The organism is Kitasatospora sp. CM 4170 (assembly GCF_032110285.1).
In the GTDB taxonomy this organism is placed as follows: domain Bacteria; phylum Actinomycetota; class Actinomycetes; order Streptomycetales; family Streptomycetaceae; genus Kitasatospora; species Kitasatospora aburaviensis.
Genome location: NZ_CP134877.1, coordinates 5,317,841 through 5,335,279 on the forward strand (window position 1 = coordinate 5,317,841; position 17,439 = coordinate 5,335,279).

The 17,439-nt window shown below is 74.4% G+C and carries 15 protein-coding genes; 6 read left to right on the forward strand and 9 right to left on the reverse strand.

Annotated elements, in window-relative coordinates:
- Positions 1–223: 223 nt before the first annotated feature.
- On the reverse strand, positions 224–613 hold the full coding sequence (locus RMN57_RS22770) for a helix-turn-helix domain-containing protein (RefSeq protein WP_313767924.1): 390 nt from the start codon (positions 611–613) through the stop codon (positions 224–226).
- Positions 614–734: 121 nt separating this feature from the next.
- On the opposite strand from RMN57_RS22770, the gene RMN57_RS22775 reads away from it, so the two are divergent.
- Both RMN57_RS22775 and rarD read left to right on the forward strand, forming a co-directional pair.
- Positions 735–1,598 carry an SDR family oxidoreductase gene (locus tag RMN57_RS22775; protein WP_313767925.1) on the forward strand — a complete coding sequence of 288 codons (864 nt, stop codon included), beginning with the start codon at positions 735–737 and terminating at the stop codon, positions 1,596–1,598.
- A gap of 114 nt (positions 1,599–1,712) precedes the next feature.
- On the forward strand, positions 1,713–2,801 hold the full coding sequence (gene rarD, locus RMN57_RS22780) for an EamA family transporter RarD (RefSeq protein WP_313765179.1): 1,089 nt from the start codon (positions 1,713–1,715) through the stop codon (positions 2,799–2,801).
- A gap of 102 nt (positions 2,802–2,903) precedes the next feature.
- Here rarD and RMN57_RS22785 read toward each other — a convergent pair whose 3' ends face one another.
- The 3 genes from RMN57_RS22785 to RMN57_RS22795 form a co-directional block, all read right to left on the reverse strand.
- Positions 2,904–3,779, reverse strand: coding sequence for an ABC transporter permease (locus tag RMN57_RS22785; protein WP_313765180.1), 876 nt, complete (start codon positions 3,777–3,779; stop codon positions 2,904–2,906).
- Positions 3,766–4,743: an ABC transporter ATP-binding protein gene (locus RMN57_RS22790; RefSeq protein ID WP_313765181.1), complete on the reverse strand. Its 978-nt coding sequence runs from the start codon at positions 4,741–4,743 to the stop codon at positions 3,766–3,768. Before RMN57_RS22790 ends, RMN57_RS22785 begins: the two co-directional genes overlap by 14 nt.
- A 75-nt stretch (positions 4,744–4,818) precedes the next feature.
- Positions 4,819–6,078: a DUF2092 domain-containing protein gene (locus tag RMN57_RS22795; RefSeq protein WP_313765182.1), complete on the reverse strand. Its 1,260-nt coding sequence runs from the start codon at positions 6,076–6,078 to the stop codon at positions 4,819–4,821.
- A 181-nt stretch (positions 6,079–6,259) separates the two neighbouring features.
- Between RMN57_RS22795 and RMN57_RS22800 the strand changes: the two genes are divergently transcribed.
- A complete protein-coding gene (locus RMN57_RS22800) occupies positions 6,260–8,833 on the forward strand; it encodes a bifunctional FO biosynthesis protein CofGH (protein WP_313765183.1) in 2,574 nt (857 codons plus the stop codon).
- A 150-nt stretch (positions 8,834–8,983) separates the two neighbouring features.
- Positions 8,984–9,364, forward strand: a complete 381-nt coding sequence (locus RMN57_RS22805; protein WP_313765184.1) for a hypothetical protein — start codon at positions 8,984–8,986, stop codon at positions 9,362–9,364.
- A 49-nt stretch (positions 9,365–9,413) separates the two neighbouring features.
- On the opposite strand, the gene RMN57_RS22810 is transcribed toward RMN57_RS22805, so the two are convergent.
- Positions 9,414–9,878: a tyrosine-protein phosphatase gene (locus RMN57_RS22810; RefSeq protein WP_313765185.1), complete on the reverse strand. Its 465-nt coding sequence runs from the start codon at positions 9,876–9,878 to the stop codon at positions 9,414–9,416.
- On the opposite strand from RMN57_RS22810, the gene RMN57_RS22815 reads away from it, so the two are divergent.
- Entirely contained in the window at positions 9,781–10,896 is a 1,116-nt protein-coding gene (locus RMN57_RS22815) for an ADP-ribosylglycohydrolase family protein (protein ID WP_313765186.1), read from the forward strand. The genes RMN57_RS22810 and RMN57_RS22815 overlap by 98 nt on opposite strands.
- Before the next feature lie 193 nt (positions 10,897–11,089).
- On the opposite strand, the gene RMN57_RS22820 is transcribed toward RMN57_RS22815, so the two are convergent.
- The 3 genes from RMN57_RS22820 to RMN57_RS22830 form a co-directional block, all read right to left on the reverse strand.
- A complete protein-coding gene (locus tag RMN57_RS22820; protein WP_313765187.1) occupies positions 11,090–11,299 on the reverse strand; it encodes a DUF397 domain-containing protein in 210 nt (69 codons plus the stop codon).
- Positions 11,296–12,159, reverse strand: a complete 864-nt coding sequence (locus tag RMN57_RS22825) for a helix-turn-helix transcriptional regulator (RefSeq protein WP_313765188.1) — start codon at positions 12,157–12,159, stop codon at positions 11,296–11,298. Before RMN57_RS22825 ends, RMN57_RS22820 begins: the two co-directional genes overlap by 4 nt.
- A 774-nt stretch (positions 12,160–12,933) precedes the next feature.
- Positions 12,934–13,683 carry a GPP34 family phosphoprotein gene (locus RMN57_RS22830; protein WP_313765189.1) on the reverse strand — a complete coding sequence of 250 codons (750 nt, stop codon included), beginning with the start codon at positions 13,681–13,683 and terminating at the stop codon, positions 12,934–12,936.
- A gap of 297 nt (positions 13,684–13,980) precedes the next feature.
- Here RMN57_RS22830 and RMN57_RS22835 point away from each other — a divergent pair, with 297 nt between their 5' ends.
- The gene (locus RMN57_RS22835) at positions 13,981–16,395 is read left to right on the forward strand and encodes a D-alanyl-D-alanine carboxypeptidase (RefSeq protein WP_313765190.1); all 2,415 of its coding nucleotides are present in this window, start codon (positions 13,981–13,983) and stop codon (positions 16,393–16,395) included.
- 125 nt (positions 16,396–16,520) lie between these two features.
- Here RMN57_RS22835 and RMN57_RS22840 read toward each other — a convergent pair whose 3' ends face one another.
- Positions 16,521–17,411 (reverse strand): YhjD/YihY/BrkB family envelope integrity protein, encoded by an 891-nt coding sequence (locus tag RMN57_RS22840; protein WP_313765191.1) that lies wholly within the window; start codon positions 17,409–17,411, stop codon positions 16,521–16,523.
- Between the last annotated feature and the right edge of the window lie 28 nt (positions 17,412–17,439).

Consider the following 17,439-nt stretch of genomic DNA (forward strand, 5'->3'; position numbering starts at 1 on the left):
GGTGCCCGGGACCCCCGTGCCCGGGCACCACCGAGGAGCGCCGCTCTCGGGTGATCCCGCAGGTCAGCCTAGGAGCGGACGGGACGCGCCGGTGTTCGATGCGTGCAGGATTCCTGCGCGATCCGCGCAGCCCACGGCCCGCAGCCCGCAGCCCACGGCCGAAGGCCCAGAGCCCGCAGCCGCGGCCCGACCCGCCGACCCGGTCCTCGCCGAGCCTGCCCCGTCAGCGCGGTCGGGCGTCGTACTCGGCGCGCGCCGAGAGGACGGCCGGGACGCGCTCCTCGGACCAGTGGGCGAGGGCCGCAACCAGCCGGGCGGCCTCACGGCCCAGCGGGGTCAGGCTGTAGTCGACCCGGGGTGGAATGACGGGGTGGGCCTCGCGCAGGACGAAGCCGTCGCGCTCCAGGGTCTGCAGGGTCTGGGCGAGCATCTTCTCGCTCACCCCCGAGACCTTCCGCCGCAGCTCGCTGAAGCGGTAGCCGCGCTCGTCGAGGGCCCCGAGGACGAGCACGCCCCAGCGGCTGGTGACGTGCTCCAGCACCCCTCGCGAGGGGCACATGCGGTCGAAGACGTCCGGCGGGGGCAGCCGGCCGTCGCGGTCCACCTGGGTCATTACCTCCATGTCAGTACCCTACTTTGAAGTGCGTACTTTCCGGAAGTAAGTGCCGTCCCTAGGGTTAGTTGCGAGGTCAACGAGACAGCGAATCGTCGCATCGCCCGAACGAGGGAGCCGCATCATGTACGTCGTCACCGGAGCCACCGGACAGCTCGGCCGCCTGGTCGTCGAGGGCCTGCTGGCCAGGGTGCCCGCGAGCGAGGTGGCCGTGGCCGTCCGCTCCGCCGGGAAGGCCGCCGACCTCGCCGCGCGCGGCGTGACCGTCCGGGAGGTCGACTACGACCGGCCCGAGAGCCTGGCCGGCGCCTTCGGGGCCGGCGACCGGGTGCTGCTGATCTCCGGCAGCGAGGTCGGCCGCCGCATCCCGCAGCACACCGCGGTGGTCGAGGCGGCGCGCGCCGCCGGGGTCGCGCTGCTCGCCTACACCAGTGCGCCCGGCGCGGCCACCTTCCGGCTGGCCGACGAGCACAAGGCGACCGAGGCGGCGATCCGGGAGTCCGGCCTGCGCTACTCCTTCCTCCGCAACGGCTGGTACACCGAGAACTACCTGGGCGACGCCGCCGGGACCGTCGACCGCGGCATCGTGATCGGCAGCGCCGGCGAGGGCCGGATCGCCAGCGCCCCGCGCAAGGACTACGCCGACGCCGCCGTGGCGGTGCTGGTCGGCGAGGGCGACGAGGGCGGCCACGCGGACACCGTCTACGAGCTGAGCGGCGACGTCGCCTGGAGCCTGCCGGAGCTGGCCGCCGAGCTGGCGAAGGCCTCGGGCCGGCCGGTCGGGCACCGCGACGTGACCCCGGCCGAGCACCGCGAGGTGCTGGTCGGCGCCGGCCTGCCGGAGGGCTTCGCCGAGGTCCTGGTGGACGTGGACGCCGGCATCGCGCGCGGTGAGCTGGCCGGCACCCCCGGCGACCTGGCCCGCCTGATCGGGCGTCCGACCGTCCCGCTGGCGGAGAGCGTGCGCACCGCGCTGAAGGGCTGAGGCGGTCGTCCCGCACGCCCTGTCATGACCAAAAACGGAATACGGAGATGACATCCTGCCCCCGCGCCCGCTACCGTCGGCTCGACACAGGCGCGCGCGGAGGGCAGGCGGTCAATGCCGGAGACAGGGCAGCAGGAGGCCGGAAGAGGACTCTGGTACGGCTTCGCCGCGTACGGCATGTGGGGGCTCTTCCCCCTGTTCTGGCCGCTGCTGGAGCCGGGCGCCGCCGACGACATCCTGGCCAACCGGATGGTCTGGTCCCTGGTCGCGGTCGTGCTGCTGCTGGTCGCGCAGCGGCACTGGGGCTGGATACGCCCGCTGCTGCGCCAGCCGCGCCGGCTCGCCATGCTGGGCGCCGCCGCCGCCGTGATCTCGGTCAACTGGGGCGTCTACATCTGGGGCGTCAACGCCGGCCACGTGGTCGAGACCAGTCTCGGCTACTTCATCAACCCGCTGGTGACCATCGCCTTCGGCGTCCTGGTGCTCAAGGAGCGGCTGCGGGCGGCGCAGTGGGCCGCCGTCGGGGTCGGTGCCCTCGCGGTCGCGGTGCTGACGATCGGGTACGGGCGGCTGCCCTGGATCGCGCTGACCCTGGCGCTCTCCTTCGCCACCTACGGCCTGCTGAAGAAGAAGGTCGGGCTGAGCGGCCTGGAGAGCCTGGCGGCCGAGAGCGCCTTCATGTTCCCGTTCGCCCTCGGGTACCTCGTCCACCTGGAGCTCAGCGGGAAGGGCACCTTCGGGCACACCGTGGCCGGCGAGTACGGCTGGGGGCACTCGGGGCTGCTGATGCTCAGCGGGGTGATCACCGCGATCCCGCTGCTCTGCTTCGGCGCGGCCGCGGTCCGGGTGCCGCTCACCATGCTCGGGCTGCTGCAGTACCTGGCGCCGGTGTTCCAGTTCCTGATCGGCGTCGCGGTGTTCCACGAGTCGATGCCGCCCGCCCGCTGGGCCGGGTTCGCCCTGGTCTGGGCCGCGCTCGCGGTGCTCACCTGGGACGCGCTGCGCCGGGTGCGGGCCGACCGGCTGGAGCGCGCGGCCGCCCTGGCCCGGCTGGAGGCCACCACCGCGGCCGACGCGGCCCGGCGCGACGCCGTTCCGGGCGACGCCGTTCCGCGCGACGCCGTTCCGGGCGACGCCTCCCCGGCCGGCAGGGCGTCGACCGGTGGGGCGCCGACGGACACCGCGCCGGCCCCCGCCCGCTGAGGGGCCGCCGCCCCGCCGCCGCCGACGCCCCGCCGGGGCAGGCCAGCGGCCTCGGCGGCCTCGGCGGGGCGTCGGCGGCCGCCCGCCGACCTCACCGCCCCGCTACGCGGTGATGTCCCGGCTGGTGAACCGCGCCCAGGCGGCCGAGCCGAACACCGCGACGTACGCCGCCTGCAGCCCGAGGTTCTTCAGCACGCCGTCCCAGTACATCGGCTCCCGCAGCAGGTCCCCGAAGCTCAGCCAGTGGTGGGTGAAGAGGAACGGCTGGATCGCGTGCAGCTGCGGGAAGCTGTCCAGGATCTGCACGGTGATCATCAGACCGACGGTGGCGGCCATCGCCGCGATGCCGCTGCCGGTGAGCGTCGAGACGAAGAGCCCGATCGAGACCAGCCCGGCCAGCGAGGCCGCCACCACCAGGGCCACCAGCACGGCCCGCAGCAGCGCCGAGCCGAGCCCGATGGTCTCGCCCGAGATCAGCGTGACGTCGCCGAGCGGGAAAAGTGCCGCGCCGGTGGCCAGGGCCGCCAGGGCGACGGTCAGGGTGGCCGCCAGGCAGAACGCCAGTCCGGCGGTGAACTTGGCGGCGAGCAGCCTGGTCCGCCCGGCCGGGGCCACCAGCAGGTAGCGGAGCGTGCCGCTCGCCGCCTCGCCGGCCACCGAATCGCCGGCGACCACGCCCACCGTCATCGGCAGGAAGACCGGCAGCGCCACCGCGAGTGCGGTGAAGACCAGGAAGAGGCCGTTCTGCGTCACCTGCGCGATGAAGGCCGGTCCGTCGCCGCCGCGCGGGCCGTCCGTCTCGATCCGGACCACCACGCCGATCAGGACCGGCAGCACGGCCAGGATGCCCAGCAGCACCATGGTCCGCACCCGGCGGAAGGTCAGCAGCAGCTCGTTGCGGAACAGCGCCAGGAACCCGGCCGCCGTCGGCGGCCGCCGCCCGGCGACGGGGGTCACCAGCAGGTCAGCCCGCGACATCGAAGCCCTCCCCGGTCAGCGCCACGAAGGCGTCCTCCAACGTGCCCCGCTCCACACCGAAGCCGCGCACCCGCACCCCGGCCTCGACCAGTGCCGCGCAGATCGCCGGCAGCACGTCGTCGGCCGGCGCGTCCAGCTCGCCGTCCACCCGGCCCTCGGCGGAGCGCAGGTCGGTGACCTGCCGGGCCGCCAGCACCTCGGCGGCCCGCGCCACGTCCGGGGTGCGGACCACCAGCCGGCCCTGGGCCCGGGCGGCCAGCTCGGCCACCGTGCCCTGCACCAGCAGCCGGCCGCGCGACATCACCGCGGCGTGGGTGCAGACCTGCTCGATCTCGTCCAGCAGGTGGGAGGAGAGGAAGACGGTCGTCCCCTCGGCGGCGACCTCGCGGACCAGCGCCCGGATCTCCCGCATGCCCTGCGGGTCGAGGCCGTTGGTCGGCTCGTCCAGCACCAGCAGTTCGCGCGGCTGGAGCAGTGCCGAGGCCAGCCCGAGCCGCTGCTTCATGCCCAGCGAGTACGCCCGCGCCTTCTTGCCGGCCGCGGCGCTGAGCCCGACCCGGTCCAGCGCCTCGGCGACGCGTCGCTGCCGGGTGCGCGGGTCGGCGGTCGGGTCGGCCGCGTCGAACCGGGCCAGGTTGTCCCGGCCGGAGAGGAAGCCGTAGAGGGCGGGGCCCTCGATCAGCGCGCCGACCCGGGGCAGGACCGAGCCGACCGACTGCGGCATCGACTCGCCGAGCACGGTGGCCACGCCGGAGCTGGGCGCGATCAGGCCCATCAGCATCCGGATGGTGGTGGTCTTGCCGGAGCCGTTGGGGCCGAGGAAGCCGAAGACCGAGCCGCGCGGCACGGTCAGGTCCAGGCCGTCCACGGCGAGCTGGCCGCCGCGGAAGCGCTTGGTCAGCCCCCGGGTTCTGATCACGTCGTCCGACGGAGCCGAGGACGGGGTACGGGAGGGAACGGCCACGGGGGCCGGGCGCCCATCGGCGCCCCGGCCCCCGGCCGGCTCCGTAACGTCCCCCGTTACAGGAGCCTGGGTCACTTACTTCACCCCGGCCGCACTCTGCAGCACCGGCAGCGTCACCGCGCCCGCGAAGACCCGGCCGTCATCGGTGACCAGCACGTTCAGCACCTTGGTGCTGATCAGCGAGCCGCCCTTGACCGGCTTGCCGAGCGACTTCGCCAGCGCCAGCGGGCTCTGCGGCGCGGACTTGCCGGAGCCGCCGTGCCGGCCCTCGGACGGAACCGGGACCTCGCCGGTCGGCAGCTTGGCGGTGAGCACCGCCGTCCAGCCCTCGCCGACCACGTTCAGCCCCTCGGCCGCCTCGCGCACCTCCTGCTCGGACGGGGCCTTCGGCTCGTTCCCGGCCTTGCGCTCCGTCACCTTGGCGCCCTTGGGCACGGTGAAGTCGAAGGTCTTGGCGGCCGGCCGGGCGAACGACACCTCGGTGAAGTGGAGGTCGAACACCTTGCCACCGCCGGTGTCCTTGACCAGGACCGCGAGCGGCACGCCGTTCTCGGCGGCCACCGCGATCCGGACCTCGCCGATGGTCGAGCCGGACCGGGCGGGCTTCACGCTGAGCTGGTACGCCTTCTGCCCGGCGACGGTGGTGGTGCCGTCGACGGTCACGGCGGTGGTGCCCGCACTCGCGGCGAGGAACTGACGGGCCGCCTCCTGCGGGGTGGCCGGCACCCCGGTCAGCGGCGCCTTGCCCTCCGCGCCGCCGAAGCCCTCCGGCAGGCCGCCGTGGGCGCCCTTGCCGGCGCCCTGCGGGGTGGTCAGGTGCACCGCCTCGTTGCTGCTGCTGTCCCAGGCCCAGACCTGGTCACCGTTGTGGATCAGCTCGTACCCGGCCAGCTTCTCGACCAGGCCGACCCGCTGGCGGTCCGGGCCGTCCACGGCGACCCGCAGGGTGTGCTCGCCGCCGAGCAGCGCGGTCAGCTTGGCCTCCGGCGCGGCCGCCGACGGCCCGGTGCCGCCGGTGCGGCCGGTGCCGCCCGAGCCGACGCCGACGCCGCCCGACAGCAGCTGGGCCGGCACCCCGAGGTCGGCGGAGACCGCGACGGTGCCGGAGAGAGTCTGCGTCTGGGAGCCGAGCGCCTTGGCGACCAGCTGCTCCGCCGTCAGCGCCGGGAGGTCCGGCGGTGAGTCGGCCGCGAGGGCCGGGACCAGGCCGACCCCGGCCGCGATCACCGCCGCCACCGCCACCGGGACCGCCACCCGTACCGCGGTGCGCCGCCCCGCGCGGTACGGGACACCCCCGTCGTCCTGCTGCCGCTCAGCCGGCCTTTCGTCCGTCATGGCGTCCAACCCTTCCGTAACCGTGACCGAGTTCGTCTCTGGTCTCCATTACACGGCCGGGGGGCGCCGGAGTCATCGCCCTGCAGGGCCAGATCGGGGTCGACCTCGCGGCGCAGCCGACCCTGATACGTCCTCAGGGTCGGCTACTCCGGACGTACGAGAACTGGCGTAGGGTCGCGCCATGGACGGAACCATCTCCCCGACGTCGAACGCGATGCGGCGGGCCCTGCGCCGCGCCCGGGACGGTGTCGCGCTGGACGCGGCCGAGGCGGCGGTGCTGCTCCAGGCCAGAGGCGAGGACCTGACGGACCTCTGTGCGAGCGCCGCCCGGGTGCGCGACGCGGGCCTCGCCGAGGCCGGGCGCCCCGGCGTCATCACCTACTCCAGGAGCGTGTTCATCCCGCTCACCCGGCTCTGCCGGGACAAGTGCCACTACTGCACCTTCGCCACCGTCCCCGGCAAGCTGCGCCGGGCCGGGCACGGGATGTACATGTCCCCGGACGAGGTGCTGGAGGTGGCCCGGAGGGGCGCCGAACTGGGCTGCAAGGAGGCCCTGATCACGCTCGGGGACAAGCCCGAGGACCGCTGGCCGGAGGCCCGCGAGTGGCTGGACGCCCACGGGTACGACGACACCGTGGCCTACGTCCGGGCGATGTCGATCCGCATCCTGGAGGAGACCGGCCTGTTGCCGCACCTCAACCCCGGGGTGCTGAGCTGGACGGACTTCCAGCGGCTCAAGCCGGTGTCGGCCTCGATGGGCATGATGCTGGAGACCACCGCGACGCGGCTGTGGAGCGAGCCCGGCGGCCCGCACCACGGCTCGCCCGACAAGGAGCCGGCCGTCCGGCTGCGGGTGCTGGAGGACGCCGGGCGCAGCTCCGTCCCCTTCACCAGTGGGCTGCTGATCGGCATCGGCGAGACCTACCAGGAGCGCGCCGAGTCGCTGTTCGCGCTGCGCCGGGTCGCCCGCGCCTACCACGGCATCCAGGAGCTGATCCTGCAGAACTTCCGCGCCAAGCCGGACACGGCGATGCGCGGCATGCCCGACGCCGAGCTGGACGAGCTGGTCGCCACGGTGGCCGTGGCCCGCCACGTCATGGGCCCGTCGGCCTGTCTGCAGGCCCCGCCGAACCTGGTGGACGGCGAGTACGCGCGGCTGATCGGGGCCGGGATCGACGACTGGGGCGGGGTCTCGCCGCTGACGCCCGACCACGTGAACCCGGAGCGCCCCTGGCCGCAGATCGACCGGCTGGCCGAGCACTCGGCGGCGGCCGGCTTCGAGCTGCGCGAGCGCCTGGCCGTCTACCCGGAGTACGTCCGCCGCGGCGAGCCGTGGCTGGACCCGCGGGTGCTGCCGCACGTCCGCGCGCTGGCCGACCCGGAGACCGGTCTGGCCCGCCCGGACGCGGTGGTCCAGGGCCACCCCTGGCAGGAGCCGGAGGACCTGCCGGCCTCGTACGGGCGGACGGACCTGCACACCGCCGTCGACACCGAGGGCCGCACCGGCGACCGGCGCGCCGACTTCGAGGACGTCTACGGCGACTGGGAGGTGCTGCGCGAGCGGGTCCTGGCCGAGGGCGCCCCCGAGCGGCTGGCCGGAGACCTGCGGGCGGCCCTGGCGGCGGCCGCCGACGACCCCGCCCGGCTGACGGACGACCAGGCGCTGGCGCTGTTCCACGCGGACGGCCCGGCCCTGGACGCGCTCTGCCGGATCGCCGACGACGTCCGCCGCGACGCCGTGGGGGAGGACGTCACCTACTGCGTCACCCGGAACATCAACTTCACCAACGTCTGCTACACCGGCTGCCGGTTCTGCGCCTTCGCGCAGCGCCGCACCGACGCCGACGCCTACACCCTCTCCCTGCAGCAGGTGGCCGACCGGGCCGCGCAGGCCTGGGAGGTCGGCGCCACCGAGGTCTGCATGCAGGGCGGCATCCACCCGGACCTGCCCGGGACCGCCTACTTCGACATCGCGCGGGCGGTGAAGGAGCGGGTGCCGGGCATCCACGTGCACGCCTTCTCGCCGATGGAGGTGGTCAACGGCGCGACCCGGACCGGCCTGTCCGTCCGCGAGTGGCTGCAGCGGGCCAGGGAGGCCGGCCTGGACACCATCCCGGGAACGGCCGCCGAGATCCTGGACGACGACGTCCGCTGGGTGCTGACCAAGGGCAAGCTGCCGGCCGCGACCTGGGTGGAGGTCGTCACCACCGCGCACGAGCTGGGCATCCGCTCCTCGTCCACGATGATGTACGGGCACGTGGACACCCCGCGGCACTGGCTGGGCCACCTGCGGCTGCTCGCGGAGATCCAGCAGCGCACCGGCGGCTTCACCGAGTTCGTGACGCTGCCCTTCATCCACACCAACGCTCCGGTCTACCTGGCCGGCATCGCCCGGCCCGGCCCGACCGCCCGGGACAACCGGGCGGTGGTGGCGATGGCACGGCTGCTGCTCCACCCGCACATCCCCAACATCCAGACCAGCTGGGTGAAGCTGGGCGCCGAGGGCGCGGCCGAGATGCTCCGCTCGGGCGCCAACGACCTGGGCGGCACGCTGATGGAGGAGACCATCTCGCGGATGGCCGGCTCGGCGTACGGGAGCTACAAGTCCGTGCGGGACCTCCAGGCGATCGCGGAGGCGGCGGGCCGCCCGCACCGTCAGCGCACCACCACGTACGGGGAGGTGCCGGCCGAGCGCCGGGCCGTGGCGCTGGCCTCGGACGGGCACCTGCCGGAGCTGCTGCCGGTCCTGGACTGACGCCGGTCCTGGACGGGTGCCGGGGATCCGGGCGCGGCAGCGGAGAGCCGGACCGCGCCGGGCCCCGGCCGTCAGCCGGAACCGGAACCCCGGTGTCCGCGTCCACGTCGTGGCAGCCCCGGGAGGGGCCACGACGGAGGGGGACGACGGGTGGAGACGGCAGCGGTCAGGGGCGGCGCCGGCCGGTGGGGTGTGCTCGGGGCGGTGGTCCTCGCAGGCGTCCTGGGCTGGGTGTTCGCGATGTACGCGGCGGACGCGTACCACCGCGACATCTGGGGGCCGCTCCAGCACTGCGCCAAGGTCGGGAAGCTGTCGGGCCCGCCGGTCGCGGCGGCGGTGCTGGCGCCGGCGCTGAGCCTGGCGGCCGGGGTGGCCGCCGGGTGGGTCGCGGTGCGGTCGCACCGGCGGCCGGCCCTGCTCGTGGTCGGGAGCCTGCTGGCCGTGGTGGCCGTGCTGTTGGCCGTCGGCGAGGTGTTCACCGCGGTGGACGTCCTGACCGGCCCGAACACCATGGGGAACAGCTGCGAGTGACGGTCCGCCGGGGCGGATCGGGCCGGTCACCCGCCCCGCCCCAGCCCCGTCACCGGTCGGCGGCAGGTCGGCAGCCGACCGGTGGCCAGCCGACCGGCACCACGGCGGTGACGCCGGCCGGGATACGGTCCGGGGCGGCCTTCTGCTCGGCCGGGGTGCGCAAGTCGAACACGGTGCGGATGCCGAGGCGGCGCAGCTTGGCGAGGTCCTGCCCGGTCAGCCCGGAGAGGCCGCCCGAGCGGTAGACCACGCCCGTCCGCACCCGGTGGCCGCCGCATGGCGGTGCAGCAACATTTTGTTGAAGTGCTGGTGTTCCGGTCCGCCCCTCGACTTGTACGGCCATTCGAATACAGTCGGGGGCGCGCGGCCGGCCCCGTCGCGCGGCCCGCTTCCCGGACGAAAGGCCTCCCGTCGTGATGCCACTCTGGTCACGCGCACAGCAGCAGGACTTCCGCAGCCGGGTGCGGGGCTGTCTGCTGGGCGGCGCGATCGGTGACGCGCTCGGCGCCGGCATCGAGTTCGAGTCGCTGGAGAAGATCCGCGCGGTGCACGGCCCGCAGGGCGTCACCGGCTACGTCCCCGCCTACGGGCGGCTCGGTGCGGTCACGGACGACACCCAGATGGTGCTGTTCACCCTGGACGGGCTGATCCGGGCGCACATCCGCCGGGACACCGGCAGCTGGCACCCGCCGACCGACCTCCACCTCGCCTACCTGCGCTGGGCCGCCACCCAGCGGGACTGGGGCCCGGACGAGCGCCGGGCGGACCTCGGCTGGCTCGGCCGCGAGGAGTGGCTGTACGCCCAGCGGGCGCCCGGCCAGGCCTGCCTCTCCGGCCTCTCCGGGCCGGACGCCGAGCGCCTCGGCACGCTGGAGGCGCCCAAGAACCCGCACTCCAAGGGCTGCGGAACGGTGATGCGGGCGGCCCCGTTCGGGCTGCTCACCACCTGGGACCCGGGCCTGGTCTTCCAGCTGGCCGTGGAGTGCTCGGTGCTGACGCACGGCCACCCCACCGGCTACCTCTCGGCGGGCGCGCTCGCGGTGATCGTCCAGACCGCGGCCCGCGGCGGCACCCTGGAGGAGGGGGTCCACCTGGCGCTGGCGCTGCTCTCCGAGCGGCCCGCGCACGAGGAGACCACGACGGCGCTGCGGGCGGCACTGGACGCGGTCCGCGCGGGGGAACCGTCCGCCGAGCGGGTCGAGGCCCTGGGGGAGGGGTGGGTCGCCGAGGAGGCGCTGGCCATCGGGGTGTACTGCGCGCTGGTCGCCCACGACATCCGCTCGGGCCTGCTGCTGGCGGTGAACCACTCGGGGGACAGCGACTCCACCGGCGCGATCTGCGGCAACCTGCTCGGCGTCCTGCACGGGGACACCGCGCTGCCGCCCGGTCTGGTGGCCGGTCTGGAGGGGCGCGCGGCGCTGCTGGAGCTGGCGGACGACTTCGTGCTGGAGCTGATGCACGGGCCGGAGTTGCACGGCCCCGACGCCGCGGGCGGCGCGGCCTGGGCGGCCCGCTACCCGGTGCTGGGCTGAGCCGCACCGCCGACGGGCGGGCCCTCGCCGAGGCGGGTCTTCGTAGAGGCGGGCCCCCGTCGAGGCGGCCTTCGCCCGGGCCGGGCCCTCGTCCGGGACCCCCCGAACAAAGAGGTGCCCGTAGCGGTGCCCGCCGCCGGGAGGGGCGACGGGCGCCGCTACGGGCACCTGCTCCGAGAACGGTGGACGCGGATCAGAACGCGCCGAACGCCCCTGCTCCGGCGGCCCCGGCGAACGCCTGCCACGCCTCGGCCGAGAAGTGCAGCTGCGGGCCCTGCGGGTCCTTTGAGTCCCGGACCGCCACCGCGCCCCCGACCGGTGTGGCGATCTCCACACACGCGCCGTTGCCGCCGCTGTGGCTGCTCTTCCGCCAGACCGTTCCGCTCTCGAAGGTGGTGCTCATGCGTGGTAGTCCTCCGCAATCGTGGCTATCAGTGACCGACTCTCGGCCACCCCGAGCGCGGCGGCCCGCAGGTGGTCGTAGAGAGAGGTATAGCGGCGGACGTCGGCCTCCTTCTCCAGGTAGAGATCGCTCGTCACCCCTTCGAAGTAGACAACTGTGGAATCGGCTGACTCGGGGAACTCCAGCAGGGAGAATGTCCCGGTCATACCGGGGTGCGCCCCCTGGGAGAACGGGATCACCTGGATGGTGATGTTGGGGCGCTGGCTCAGTTCCAGCATGTGCTTCAGCTGATCGGCCATCACGGCCCGTCCGCCGACCTCCCGGCGCAGCACCGACTCGTCTATGACGGTCCAGAGGCTGCCGAGCTGGTTCTCGCCGTTGACGCGGTCCTGGCGCTTCATCCGGACCTGCACCCGGCGCTGGACGGCGAGCGCGTCGGTGTCCGGCTGGGTGCCCTCCACCACGGCCTGGGCGTACTGCTCGGTCTGCAGCAGGCCGGGGACGAACGAGGACTCGTAGGCGCGGATCGAGGAGGCCTCGGCCTCCAGGCCGATGTAGACGCTGTACGGGGTCGGCATGTCGTTGAAGTCGTGCCACCAGCCGCGCTGCCGGGACTCCCGGGCCATCTCCATCAGACTGGCTCGCATCGCCTCGTCGGTGACGTTGTAGACGTCGCAGAGGTCCCGCACGTCGCGCTGGCTGATGCTGCGGCGGCCGTTCTCCAGCCGGCTGATCTTCGACTGGGACACCATCAGCCGGCCGGCCACCTCTTCGGCCGTCATGGAGAGCCCCTCGCGGAGCTTGCGGAGCTCGGAGCCCAGACGCCTGCGGCGCACGGTGGGATTGATGTTCGCGGACACGTCGACCTCCGGCCGGACCTCTGGTGATCGTTGGAACGGCAGCCCTCGGAACACTGTGGACATTGGGACCAACCCCCCTGGCTCTGAGCAGCATGACACCTGGGATCAGGTCGGCGCCGGGGAATCGCAGGAGCGCGGTAGAACAGATCATCGGAAAAGCGCTTCGGCGAGACAGCGGATGCTACCGAGTGGTAAGGCGGGGTGGCGGCCCGATCCGGGGTGCTGCGGCGGTTCTCTGGCGGTACTGCGGTGGTGCGGTACTGCGCTACTGCGGTGGTGCGGTGACGATGGCGCGGGACGCGCCCGGCGGGCGCGGATGTGCTGGTGGCACGTGCGGGCGGTGCGTGCCGCCGAGGAGCCCCGGGTGTGTCTGCAGGTGTTCTCGGGACGGGCCCGGCCGGGCCCCGAGGGCGGCCGGGCCGCCCTCGGGACGGCGGAGGGGCGGTCGCCCGGCGACTTCCGTCGCGGGCGACCGCCCCTCCGTGCTCCTGGTTGCTCACCGCCGGACGACGGCGCCCACGGCGCGGCGCGCGCCCCCTCCCGCCCGCGTGAGCGGTGCGGCGGTGGCGTACGCCCGTGGTGCCGGTGCCGGTGCCGGTGCCGGTGCCGGTGCTGCCGCGTGCCGTTCCGCCGCTGCGGGTGTGCCCTCGGTGCGGCCGTTGCGACTACCGGCGGTGCGGTGCCTGGTGGTGCTTGGTGCTCGGTGCTTGTGCTTGGTGCTTCGGCTCGGTGCCGCGGTGCCCGGCGGTGCGTTCGGTGCTCCGGTCCGCCGTCTCAGCGGACGCCCACCCGGGGCGCCGCCACCCGGCCGCCGGCGCCGCTGCGACCGGCCCCGCGCTGGACCGGCCGACCCGAGCCCGCCGGGCCGCCCGCGGCCTGGGAGGAACGGTTCTGCTGCGACGGCAGGCCGTTCTGCACGTCCATCACGGCGTGCGCGACCATCCCGCCCAGCGGGTCGTAGCGGATCAGGTCGCGCAGCCGCGACCGTGAGGACCGTCCCTCGTTGCCCGGGTACAGGTGCTTGCCCAGACCCACCGAGTGGGCCAGGGCGGCGAGTGCGGCCGTCCGCGGGTCCGGCGGCACGCCGGTGCGGATCGCGGTGTCCAGCCGCTGCTTGATCGCGGCGTTGGTGCAGTCGTCCGACGCCTGGTAACGCGTCGTCGGCAGCACGCCGCACACCTGGCCCGGCACGGCGGTGACCATGCCGCACCTCTCCAGGTGCGCCAGGTAGGTCTGCCGCAGCCCCAGCCGGGGCCCGCCGATCCAGTGCGCGGCGCGGACCGGACTGCCGCGTCGGCGCAGCAGCTCCAGTGCATGGTCCAGGGTCGGGTCGCCGGTCGGCCGTGGCAGCACCACGGCGATCCGGTCGCCCTCCGGGACGATCCGTCCGGCCAGGGACAGCTCGACGAGCTGTGCCCCGGCGAGTCCGAGGTCGAGGGTCTGCGGCTGCGCCGTGGTACCCGTGGTCGGGTCCAGGGCGAGCAGCAAGAGTTCCTCGGGAACAGTTCTGCGGCTCTTGCCCATCCAAGCCTCCCCGCGTGGATGGGAAACAGCGTGACGCCTCTCACACGGGCTTGTCGAGTACGCCTCCGAATCGTGACCTTGCCACCGGGGCGCGGAACCGGTGGTCTCGGGGGCGGCGTCTGAGCGGTGAACGGGCCGTGGTGCGGCCGTGCGGCGGCAATCGGTGCCGGTCGGGCGGGGTGAGGGCAGCCGGATGGCCGCCGGTGGCGGAGACTGTACAGGTACACGGGGCGGGGCGTCGGCTTCCCGAAATCGGGTCGGCCGGTGCCCCGCCGGGCGTTGAGGAGGCTGGGTTACGTGGGCGAGTCCCCCGACAGGGTGCTGCGGGACGGCGAGCGGGCGCGGGAGCGGGACCGGGAACGCCCGGCCGGCGTCCGGGAGGACGGCACGGACGGTGCGGACACCGCCGGCGTGTCGGACGGCGCCGGTGCCGCGGCCGAGGCGGTGGCGGACTCGGGGCCGGCTTCGGGGGCGGCCGCGGACGGCGCGCCCGCCGGGGCGTCCGCGGCCGACGCGGAGCCCGCGGCCCCCGAGGGGTCCGCGGCGGCGGAGGCCTCGTCGGACGCTCCGTCGGGAACGGCCCGGGCGGGTTCCACCGTGCAGCTCCGCGTCCGGGATGTGGACACCAGGACCACCATGCTGCGACTGCCCGTCGACAACGCCACCACCGCCCTGCGCCTGCCCCCCGAGCTCAGCGAGCCCGCCCCCGGTGCCGGGGAAGCGGCAGCTGACGGCGGTGCGGGCGGCACCGGTGACGCCCCGTCGGCGAAGCGGGCGGCGGCCGCCGCGCCCGCCGGCCGCCCGTCCGGCGTCGACCCGCGTCTTGCCCTCCGGACGTCCGTCGCGGACCGGTCCGAGCGGCCCGGGGCGGGGCCGGCACCCGAGGCGGCGCCTGACGCGGAGTCGGCGCCCGAGGCCGGGTCGGAGCCCGGGGCGGAGTCCGGACCCGAGGCGGAGGCCGCGCCCGCGGCCGCGCCCGAGCCGGTGTCCGGGCGGGGCTCCGTGCGGGACACCGAGCAGGAGGAGACGCGGGACACCGAGCAGGAGGAGAAGGGTGAGCGGGACGCCGGGACCGCCCACGCCCCGGCGCGGTCGGAGCAGGCCGAGAAGCTGGAGAAGCCCAAGGCGTTCCGGGCCCCCGGCTCGGGCACCGTCCCCGAGCCGCCGGCCCCGCGGCCGCTGCCCGAACCGGGCCCCGTCCCCGAGCCGGTGCCCGAGCCGCACCCGGAGCCGAAGCCCGTCCCCGAACCGGAGCCGACGCCCGGTCCGGAGCCGCTGCCGAAGCCCGGGCCGGCCCCGAAGCCCGGTCCCCGCCCGGCCCCCTCGCCGCTGCCCACCCCCGACCCGCGGCCCGTGCCGCCGGTCCCGCCGCTGCCGAAGCCGGAGCCGCTGCCGGCCCCCGAGCCGATGCCCGCCCCCGAACCGCTGCCGGCTCCGGAGAACACGGCCGAGGCGATGGAGGTGCTGGCCGCGCTCAACGCCCGCCCGGTCTCGCCGCTTCGCCGCGCGCTCAAGCGGATCACCATCTGGACCGTCTTCCTCGGCGTGGTGCTCGGCGCCGTCGTCGTCGCCCAGCTGCTCCGGCCGCTGCCGGACGCCAAGGTCAAGCTGACCGCCCCGGGCAGCTTCAGCTTCGGCGGCGACCCGCTCGACCTGGCCTGGCCGGCCAAGGGCCAGTCGGCCGCCGAGGTGGTCGGCGTCGGCAGCCTCGGCAGCTCCGGTACGGAGGCGCCGGCCTCGATCGCCAGCGTCACCAAGGTGATGAACGCCTACCTGATCCTCCAGGCGCACCCGCTCAAGAAGGGCGAGAGCGGCCCGAAGATCACCGTCGACAAGCAGGCCGCCCAGGAGTCCGGCAACGTCGACGAGTCCCGGGTGCCCCTCGTCGAGGGGCAGCAGATCAGCCAGTACCAGGCGCTGGAACTGCTGATGCTGCCCTCGGCCAACAACGTGGCCCGGCTGCTGGCCCGCTGGGACTCCGGCTCGGAGGACGCGTTCGTCAAGAAGATGAACGACGCCGCCGCCAGGTTCGGGATGGCCAACACCACCTACACCGACCCGGCCGGCTTCAGCCCGGACACCAAGAGCACCGCCAAGGACCAGCTGAAGCTGGCCGGCCAGGTGATGCAGGACGAGATCTTCCGGCAGATCGTCTCCACCCCGGACACCACCTTCAACAACCAGAAGATCTCCAACACCAACACCCTGATCTCCCCGAAGAACGGCATCATCGGCGTCAAGACCGGCTCCAGCACCCCGGCCGGCGGCTGCCTGATGTGGGCCGCCTACAAGGAGATCGGCGGGGTGCGGCGGCTGATCCTCGGCGTCACCCTGGGCCAGCCGGCGACCACCGCCGAGCCGAGCATCCTCAAGGTGGTCCAGAACGTCAGCGCCAAGCAGATCCAGGCCGCGCAGAACGGGCTGACCGGGCAGACGCTGGCCAAGCAGGGCGAGGTGGTCGGTCAGGTCGACAACGGCCTGGGCGGCACCGTCCCGGTGGTCGCGGCCAAGGAGCTGACCACGGCCGGCTTCCCCGGCATCTCCGGCACCCTCACCCTCGACCCGGCGAAGCTCGGCCACACGGCCAAGGCCGGCACCCAGGTGGGTGTGCTGCGGGTGGGCGCGGGCGACGGCAAGGTGGAGGTCCCGGTCGTCCTGCAGTCCGACCTGGCGCCGCCGTCCATCCTGTCGCGGCTGACCCGGCTGCTCTGAGCGGAGCGCGCCCACCCGGGGCGTGCGCCGATACGCGTGACGGAGTGGGAAGTCGGCCGGTCCGACTTCCCACTCAGTCGTTCTGCGGGGCCGCCGCGCGGCCGGCACGATCCGGAGGGGCGGGCCTAGAAGCGGGGGCCTCCCCAGACACCGGGCTCGGTCCGACCGCCCAGCCAGTGCGCGATCTGCGGCTCCTCGGCGATCACCCGCCCCATCGCGATCGCCAGCGTCAAACCGGCGAACAGCACGATCAGCCAGGAGAGGCTGGTGAAGACGACCCCGTACGAGCCGAACTGCTGCACGCTGCGCGTCATCGCCCGCGGCAGGTAGATCCGGGCCGCGAGGCCGAGGCCGATCACCGCCACTCCGCAGAGCAGCGAGCCCGGCAGCAGCGGCAGCCAGCGCACCCGGCGGGCCAGCAGCAGGTGCTGGGTCCACCACCAGAGGGCGCACGCCGCGAGGAAGGTCAGCGGGATCCCCAACCAGCCGCCCAGACCGAAGCCGTTCCGCAGCGGGGCCTGGAACACCAGGACGACCAGCCAGACCAGCAACAGGACCAGCCATCGCCAGGCGGCCATCCGGGTCCCGGACTTCGGCAGCTCCCAGCACCGCTCGCAGACCCGCTGCACCGCCCGGCTCAGCGCCGTCGCCGACAGCAGCGTGACCAGGGCACCGACCACGCCGAAGCCGGTCTCCTGGTCCTTGCCGGTCTGCAGCAGTTGCTGCACGGACTCCCCGGCCTGGCCCTGCAGCCCGAGTTCGTGGCGGAGCGAGTGCACCACCCCGTCCCGGATCGAGGACGGGGCGAACACGGCCAGCACGAACAGCGCGGGCAGCGCGCTGAGGAAGGACTGGGCGGCCAATCGGGTGGCGCAGTCCAGCAGTCTCACGTGCAGCAGCTGATGGAGCGCCCGCCCGATCATCGGCACCTGCTCGGGCAGCACCCGCAGGAACTCGGCCACCTCGGCCGACCGCTGCTTCAGCCGGGCCATCCGCCCGGGAGGCGGCTCGCTCACGGGCAACCTCCTGGGGCACGGCGCGGCC